The sequence below is a fragment of the Rickettsia japonica YH genome, assembly GCF_000283595.1.
Taxonomy (GTDB): Bacteria; Pseudomonadota; Alphaproteobacteria; order Rickettsiales; family Rickettsiaceae; genus Rickettsia; species Rickettsia rickettsii.
Genome location: NC_016050.1, coordinates 880,229 through 887,500, shown reverse-complemented (window position 1 = coordinate 887,500; position 7,272 = coordinate 880,229). Strand labels below are relative to the sequence as shown.

Sequence of the window (7,272 nt, the reverse complement as noted above, 5' to 3'; positions counted from 1 at the left end):
GCAAAAAGAACAAATTCGGATACTATATTTTTAATATCGTTAGTATGGCGAATAATCATTTTTAAATAATTTTCAAATTCTACCCTTTCCTTAATTTCAGGGCTAAATTTCTTCAGCAATCTTTCAGAAGCAAGTAAAATAGGAGTTAACGGATTCTTGATTTCATGGGCTACTTTTTTTGCAACATCCGACCAAGCCATAGCCCTCTGTGCTATAACTAAATCACGCTGCTGGCGAGAAAGCTGCTTAATCATTCTATTAAATGCCACATAAAGCGTGCCTATTTCGTCTTTATCTACTTCATTTTCAGGCACTTGTACCGTTAAATCGCCGTCTTTAACGTTATCGGTTGCAGTAACTAATTTTTTAATAGGTTTTACTATTTTAGCAGTAAATATAACCCCGAAACTTATAGCTACAAAAAGCAGTAATAAGGCAATAAAGATAAACATTATAGAGAACTTAATCTGTATATTATCTATTTCATTTTTAAGGCTATTATACTCGGCAGCTGCTCCGTTAGTTGCATCTACATGGTCGATAATTTTATTATCTACTAATCTACCGACTAATAAATACACATCATTATACTCTTTTAATTTAATCAGCATCCTTATTGTGGTTGGATCGGATTTTACTTCCACCGGTTCACCTAAATCCGCTTTTTTAATTAAATGTGCAGGGATAGTTGCAAATGATAATGAAAAACTTAAATAACTATTAGCTACTATAGTATTAGTAGATTTGTTTAAAACTATAGCCTCATCAAGCGAACGCATCTCTGCTTCAGTATTAAGTGTTTTAGTAAATAAAGCGGGATTGTGAATTAAATCGTAATACATATCGCCTAAATCTTCAGCAACGGCTAAAGCCGTTTCTTTGAGCTGTAATTTATGCTCGGCAATATAAGATTCTGCAACTATCACAGATTGATCAAGAACCGTAGAAATCTTCTTATCAAACCAAGCTTGAACACTAAGATTAAAAAAATAAACAGAAAATACCGAAACAATTATAGTTGGAATAGCTGCAACTAAACTAAAGGCAATTACAATACGATTTTGTAATTTAGAACTATCGTTATTATTATTTTTAGTAAAAAATTTTTGAGTTAGTAAAACACCTAAAATTAAAAAAATTGCTAAATCAACTAATAAAAATCCAATAATCGTACTAAAATTCTTTGATTCTAAAGATATCACATAAAAAGTAGCACAAGCAAAAATAATAGCTGCTGTTGCTAAAGTACAAATTAGTACTCTACTAGAAAAATAAGAACGTAAATTTTGTTTAAGATAACTAAGCATAGATACTGTTTATATGACTATAACAGTTCTTTATAACATAAAAAAAAAGCTAATTGAAAATATTTCAAGTTTTAAGTACCTTATTGTCATTTCTGCAAAAGCGGGGTGTTGTTGCATTGATTGTTTTTATGTTATTCCCGCAGAAGCGGGAATCCAGTCAAACATATAAAAACTTGTTTTTTTATTATATTTATTTCATCAAATACGTAAAATTTTGTATGGCTATTTTTTGGATTCCTGCTTTCGCAGGAATAACATCTTGAACGTTCGTACAACACATGGTCAAGCAACTAGATGACAATAAAAAAAGCTAGAAATATATAATATTTCTAGCTTTATATTTAGTATGAAAATTGTTTGAAATTTTATTCATCAAACATTTTTTTACGAGCAAATTTTCTCTGTCTTCTTGCTGCTTCTTGTGCTTTACGAACACGCTTCGCTGAAGGTGTTTCATAATAACGCTGTTCTTTCATCTTACGAAAATAAAGCTCTCTTTGTAGCTTTTTCTTAAAATTCTTAAGCGTATTATCACAATTACCGGCGTGAACATTTACTAATATCACTAAAATTACTCTCCTTAAAAGATATTGTGGTTTATTGAACTATACCCTATAATTCAGTTATATGTCAAGGTTAAAAATATGAGCATTCAAGAAGAACACCATATCAAAAAAATAAGCTTCGTGCAATCTTTATTAGAATTATTACCGTTTAATGAATGGAATAATAAACTACTCAAAGAAGCAGAAGAAAAATGCGGTTTCACAAAAGGCTATAGCTTAATAGTTTTTCCAGAAGGTTTATCCGAAATAGTAGGATTCTTGGAAGAGTATTTAGATAATATTATGCTAGAAAGCTTAAAGATAATAGCAGAACCATCAAAAATAAGAGAAAAAATATCTTTAGCCGTAAAGATTAGGGTCAAAACCGTACTGCCTATTATTCATAGTAAGAATGCCGCTTATTTTGCATTAAATCCAATACAAGGAACTGAAGTTGCATTCCGTAGTTGTGATGCTATTTGGCGTTATGCCGGTGATAAATCTTTTGATTTTAACTATTATACAAAAAGAAGCTTATTGCTCTCAGTTTATGTTTCATCTATTCTTTTTTATATCCAAGACGAATCGGAAAATTATATTGAAACCGATAAATTGATTGAGACTGCCGTAGCAAATATAGTAAAAACTTTCTCACAGATAAAAAAATTACTCGCTCCTTCAAAGATCCCCATAGTTAGAATGTTTACGTAGATATGCTTAATGGGTAATATTAACTCCATATCAAATATAAAAATGCTATTGAAACTTATAAATAAAGTTAATAATGAATTACATTTAATCACTTGTCATAAGGCTGTAAAAGAAGCTCAAGCATTGTTTAAACAACATGGTTCTAAATCAGAATCATTTGTTAATGAATTTTTAAAGCAGAAATATCAAGAAGCGAATAAAGAAAATTCTAAATTTTAACTTGTAACCCAATAATGTCTTCTCATAACAATAATTCTTGATTCTTCTTCCTTGATGGCTTTACTTGCGGAAGAAAAAGGACAGGAAAAATTATCCGATATATACAGCAGACAAAGCTTGGGCTAGCTTACAATTAAGTTGCAATATTGTTGTGATTCGCTAATTCACATAATATGAAAACTCAATTTAAAAAAGAATGTTCTAATAAAGAACATGATAGAACATTAGTTAATAATCAAGTTATCTCTATAAGTTATTTCGGTGAAAATTCAAAAACACTAAAGATACTTTTCTCTGAACTTGCTAAAGCGTATAAAAATAATTTAGATCTTCAAGAGAAGATAAATGATGACAAATATTATTCTTATAAAACAGAAAAGAAATATGTAGGTTTAAAATAAATCGCCTATACCGAAGAACAACAATATTTAGAAAAAGAGCTTATAGAAGAAACTAAACAAATCGAGCCGAAGCCAATATATACTTATCCACCTAGGAAAAAATTAAAAACTTATGATGATATTTCTTTAGCAAAACCAATTTATATATCCAACTATTAAATTATAACGTATGAATGCAAATTAAGGGCTATGAACCAATTTATAAAAAAGCACGGATAGAGAAAGAGACGAGAAAGAGCCGTACTGTTACTAAATATAAGAATGTACCTGAGTATAAAGAGATTCAAGTGAAAAAATTTAACGAAGTGAAATATAATGAAGATATTAATAGTATACAGATAACAATAAAGAATTTAATATTTAAAATCTGCGATTTTGCTAGCTCTTAAAACTATTAATTAGAGCAAAAACAAAAGCTCCTACTAAATTTAAGTAATAAAGTAGAAAGTGATTCTAAAGCACAGTGCCTTAGCGATTTAACAAAATATACTAGAATTGAAGTAATGTTTAAATATTGAAACGAAGAGTGGAAGTATTTAGGATACGAAGCACAAATATTATAGGCTTATGAAGCTGAAACGATAGGTAGTAACTAATAGTGAAATGAATTGAGTTAGACAAAATTTCTATATCATCTTTTAATCTGTAATACACCTTATTACTTTCTTAAATACCTTAAAAATTCTTGTATTATGACCTCTCTTGCATATAATTAAGATATTTTTAAAAATAATTTCTAAAATAATGACAAATACTAAATATTATCCTGAAGTTAGCTCGAATGCTGATTTTGCAGGCTTAGAGCGAGAGATACTAAAATTTTGGCAAGACAATAATATATTCCAAAAATCTATTGATGATAGAAATGGAGAATCAGAATTTATTTTTTATGACGGCCCGCCTTTTGCAAACGGTTTGCCGCATTACGGTCATTTGCTTACCGGCTTTATTAAAGACGTATATGCTAGATACCAAACCGTAAAAGGTAAGAAAGTCGAGCGTCGCTTTGGCTGGGACTGTCACGGTCTTCCTGCTGAAATGCAATCAGAGAAAGAACTTGGCATTTCAGGACATATTGCAATAGCTAATTTTGGTATAGAGAAGTTTAATGCACATTGCAGAGCTTCGGTAATGAAATATGCTAATGATTGGGCAGAATATGTAACTCGTCAAGCAAGATGGGTGGATTTTAAAAATTCTTATAAAACGATGGATAAGAATTTTATGGAATCCGTACTTTGGGCATTTAAGGAGTTATATAATAAGGGGCTATTGTATGAATCTATGCGGGTAATGCCTTATTCTTGGGCATGCGAAACACCGCTTTCTAATTTTGAAACAAGACTTGATAATTCTTATCGTGAGCGAGCCGATAAAGCTGTAACGGTGAGTTTTGTACTATGTCATCCCGTGGCTACGACCACAGGATCTTTTAAAGAATACCGTATACTCGCTTGGACGACGACACCTTGGACATTGCCGTCAAATTTAGCCTTAGCAGTCGGTAGTGATATAGATTATGCATTAGTCCCTAAAAATGATATTTGTTATATAATAGCTGCCTCTTCCGTCTCTAAATATGCTAAAGAATTAGGACTTAGCGGTGAAGAAAATTTTGAGATAATTAAAGGCTCAGAACTTCAAGGATTGAACTATAAATCTTTATTCGACTATTTCGAAAATCATCCAAACAGCTTCAAGATATTTGCAGGCGATTTCGTAGTTGAGGGTGACGGCACGGGAGTCGTACATATGGCTCCAGGCTTTGGTGAAGATGACCAAATACTTTGTGAATCGAAAGGTATTGAGCTTGTTTGTCCTGTTGATAATAGCGGTAAATTCACTAAAGAAATTCCTGATTTAGAAGGCTTACAAGTATTTGATGCAAATGACAAAATAATAATCAAACTGAAAGAGCAAGGAAATTGGCTAAAAACCGAGCAGTATATTCATAATTATCCTCATTGCTGGCGAACAGATACGCCTCTTATATATAAGGCTGTTCCGTCATGGTACGTAAAGGTTACGCAGTTTAAAGATAGAATTGTAGAGTTAAATCAGCAAATTAACTGGATACCTTTCCATGTTAAAGATAATTTATTTGGTAAGTGGCTTGAAAATGCTCGTGATTGGTCGATAAGCCGTAATAGATTCTGGGGAACGCCGCTGCCTGTATGGAAGTCCGATGATCCAAAATATCCACGCATAGACGTTTACGGCTCTATAGAGGAATTAGAGAAAGATTTTGGTGTTAAAGTTACTGATTTACATCGTCCGTTTATCGATGAACTGACAAGACCAAATCCCGACGATCCAACCGGTAAATCAACAATGCGTAGAATAGAAGACGTGTTTGATTGCTGGTTTGAAAGCGGTTCAATGCCATATGGACAAGCCCATTACCCTTTTGAAAATAAAGAGTGGTTTGAGGATCATTTTCCGGCTGATTTTATAGTTGAGTATTCAGCTCAAACACGCGGATGGTTTTATACCTTAATGGTGCTATCTACCGCTTTATTTGATCGCCCACCGTTTTTAAACTGTATATGCCACGGCGTAATTTTAGACGCTACAGGTCAAAAACTTTCAAAGCGTCTTAATAACTACGCCGATCCGCTGGAGCTATTTGATAAATACGGCTCTGACGCTTTAAGAGTTACAATGTTATCTTCAAACGTGGTTAAAGGTCAGGAGCTATTAATTGATAAAGACGGCAAAATGGTATTTGATACGCTTCGTCTATTTATCAAACCTATATGGAATGCTTACCATTTCTTTACGATGTATGCTAATGCTGATTCGCTTAAAGGCAAGCTTAATTTTAGCTCTAAAAACGTACTTGATGTTTATATATTATCTAAGCTTAAAATAGCCGTACAAAAAATTGAAGAGAGCTTAGATAATTTCGATACGCAAACAGCTTATCATGCAGTTTCAGAATTTTTTGAAGTGTTGAATAACTGGTATATAAGACGAAGCCGAACTAGATTTTGGAAAAGCGAAAAAGATACAGATAAGCAAAATGCTTATAATACTCTATATTCATGTTTAGACACCATGGCTATTGCGATGTCGGCACTAGTGCCTATAATTTCGGAAGCGATATATAAGGGATTACGTCATTGTGAGGAGCGTAACGACATGGTACTCTCAGGAAAATCAAACGTCATTGCGAGGAAAGACACAAATCTTGACAAAGCAATTTCAGGAGTATCTCATAAGATTGCCACGGCACTTTCAGTGCCTCGCAATGACGCGATTAGCGTACATCTCTGCAACTACCCTACTCTCTCAGACTTTGAAATAAATCACGAGCTGGTTGCTACTATGGATAACGTGCTTGATATTTGCAGTAATAGCCTATTTATCCGAAGCACTGAAAATATCAGGGTAAGGCAGCCACTTGCTAGCATAGCTATTATCAGTAAACATAATAACAACCTCAAAGACTTTGAAGATTTAATTAAAGATGAAATTAATGTTAAGGCGGTAATTTATCGTGACGATCTAGAGAATTACGCAAGCAAAAAACTATCGATTAATTTCCCAATGCTTGGTAAACGTTTGCCGCATAAAATGAAAGAGATTATAGCCGCTTCTAAAAAAGGTGAGTGGGAAGCTATCGCGGGCGGTTTAGCTATATGCGGTGAAACCTTAAATAGTGACGAATATAAGCTAGTTTTAGAGCCGTATTCACATATCAAAGGAGCAGCAAGTTTTGAGAATAATAGTAGCTTGTTAATACTTGATTTAGAGCTAACACCTGAGTTAAGAGCAGAAGGATACGCAAGAGACATTGTACGCTTTATACAACAGGCTCGAAAAGATGCTGATTTCTCTATCACTGACAGGATTTTAATTGAGATAATAAGCGAGTTTGATTTATCTAAGATAATTGATAATTATGGAGACTTTATTAAAGAACAAACTTTAGGCGAGTTTGCTAAAAATTTCACGCCTGATTATGTAAGTAAAGTAGAATTAGAGAACCATCAAATACAACTTAAAGTTAAGAAATCGTAAATTATTTTACTATCAATTAAGATATTGATAATTTACTTAGATTAATCTATAGTACGCACGCTATAA

At 32.7% G+C, this 7,272-nt stretch carries 7 protein-coding genes (1 of these 7 running past the window's edge); 5 read left to right on the top strand and 2 right to left on the bottom strand.

Annotated features, from left to right (window positions below; genetic code table 11):
- Together RJP_RS04805 and rpsU are read right to left on the bottom strand one after the other, a co-directional pair.
- On the bottom strand, window positions 1–1,307 hold the 5' portion of the coding sequence (locus RJP_RS04805) for a sensor histidine kinase NtrY-like (RefSeq protein ID WP_014120956.1). Its footprint begins 493 nt before the window's first position; the window shows 1,307 of its 1,800 coding nt (coding positions 1–1,307); its start codon is at window positions 1,305–1,307; the stop codon falls past the left edge of the window.
- A gap of 365 nt (window positions 1,308–1,672) precedes the next feature.
- Window positions 1,673–1,873: a 30S ribosomal protein S21 gene (gene rpsU, locus RJP_RS04800; RefSeq protein WP_012148483.1), complete on the bottom strand. Its 201-nt coding sequence runs from the start codon at window positions 1,871–1,873 to the stop codon at window positions 1,673–1,675.
- Window positions 1,874–1,951: 78 nt separating this feature from the next.
- On the opposite strand from rpsU, the gene RJP_RS04795 reads away from it, so the two are divergent.
- From RJP_RS04795 to ileS, 5 genes are all read left to right on the top strand, one after another.
- A complete protein-coding gene (locus tag RJP_RS04795) occupies window positions 1,952–2,563 on the top strand; it encodes a COQ9 family protein (protein ID WP_024704618.1) in 612 nt (203 codons plus the stop codon).
- A 9-nt stretch (window positions 2,564–2,572) separates the two neighbouring features.
- A complete protein-coding gene (locus tag RJP_RS04790; protein WP_014120954.1) occupies window positions 2,573–2,782 on the top strand; it encodes a hypothetical protein in 210 nt (69 codons plus the stop codon).
- 173 nt (window positions 2,783–2,955) lie between these two features.
- Window positions 2,956–3,183 carry a hypothetical protein gene (locus RJP_RS04785; RefSeq protein WP_024704617.1) on the top strand — a complete coding sequence of 76 codons (228 nt, stop codon included), beginning with the start codon at window positions 2,956–2,958 and terminating at the stop codon, window positions 3,181–3,183.
- Between the two features lie 173 nt (window positions 3,184–3,356).
- A complete protein-coding gene (locus RJP_RS10645; protein ID WP_225981241.1) occupies window positions 3,357–3,572 on the top strand; it encodes a hypothetical protein in 216 nt (71 codons plus the stop codon).
- A gap of 355 nt (window positions 3,573–3,927) precedes the next feature.
- Entirely contained in the window at window positions 3,928–7,206 is a 3,279-nt protein-coding gene (ileS, locus tag RJP_RS04775) for an isoleucine--tRNA ligase (protein WP_024704616.1), read from the top strand.
- The last annotated feature ends 66 nt before the right edge of the window (window positions 7,207–7,272 follow it).

Excerpts from the sequence above, each read along its gene's own strand:
- RJP_RS04795 (WP_024704618.1), top strand. The coding sequence starts at position 1,952 with ATGAGCATTCAAGAAGAACACCATATCAAAAAAATAAGCTTCGTGCAA.
- RJP_RS10645 (WP_225981241.1), top strand. The coding sequence starts at position 3,357 with ATGCAAATTAAGGGCTATGAACCAATTTATAAAAAAGCACGGATAGAG.
- RJP_RS04790 (WP_014120954.1), top strand. The coding sequence starts at position 2,573 with ATGGGTAATATTAACTCCATATCAAATATAAAAATGCTATTGAAACTT.
- ileS (WP_024704616.1), top strand. The coding sequence starts at position 3,928 with ATGACAAATACTAAATATTATCCTGAAGTTAGCTCGAATGCTGATTTT.
- RJP_RS04785 (WP_024704617.1), top strand. The coding sequence starts at position 2,956 with ATGAAAACTCAATTTAAAAAAGAATGTTCTAATAAAGAACATGATAGA.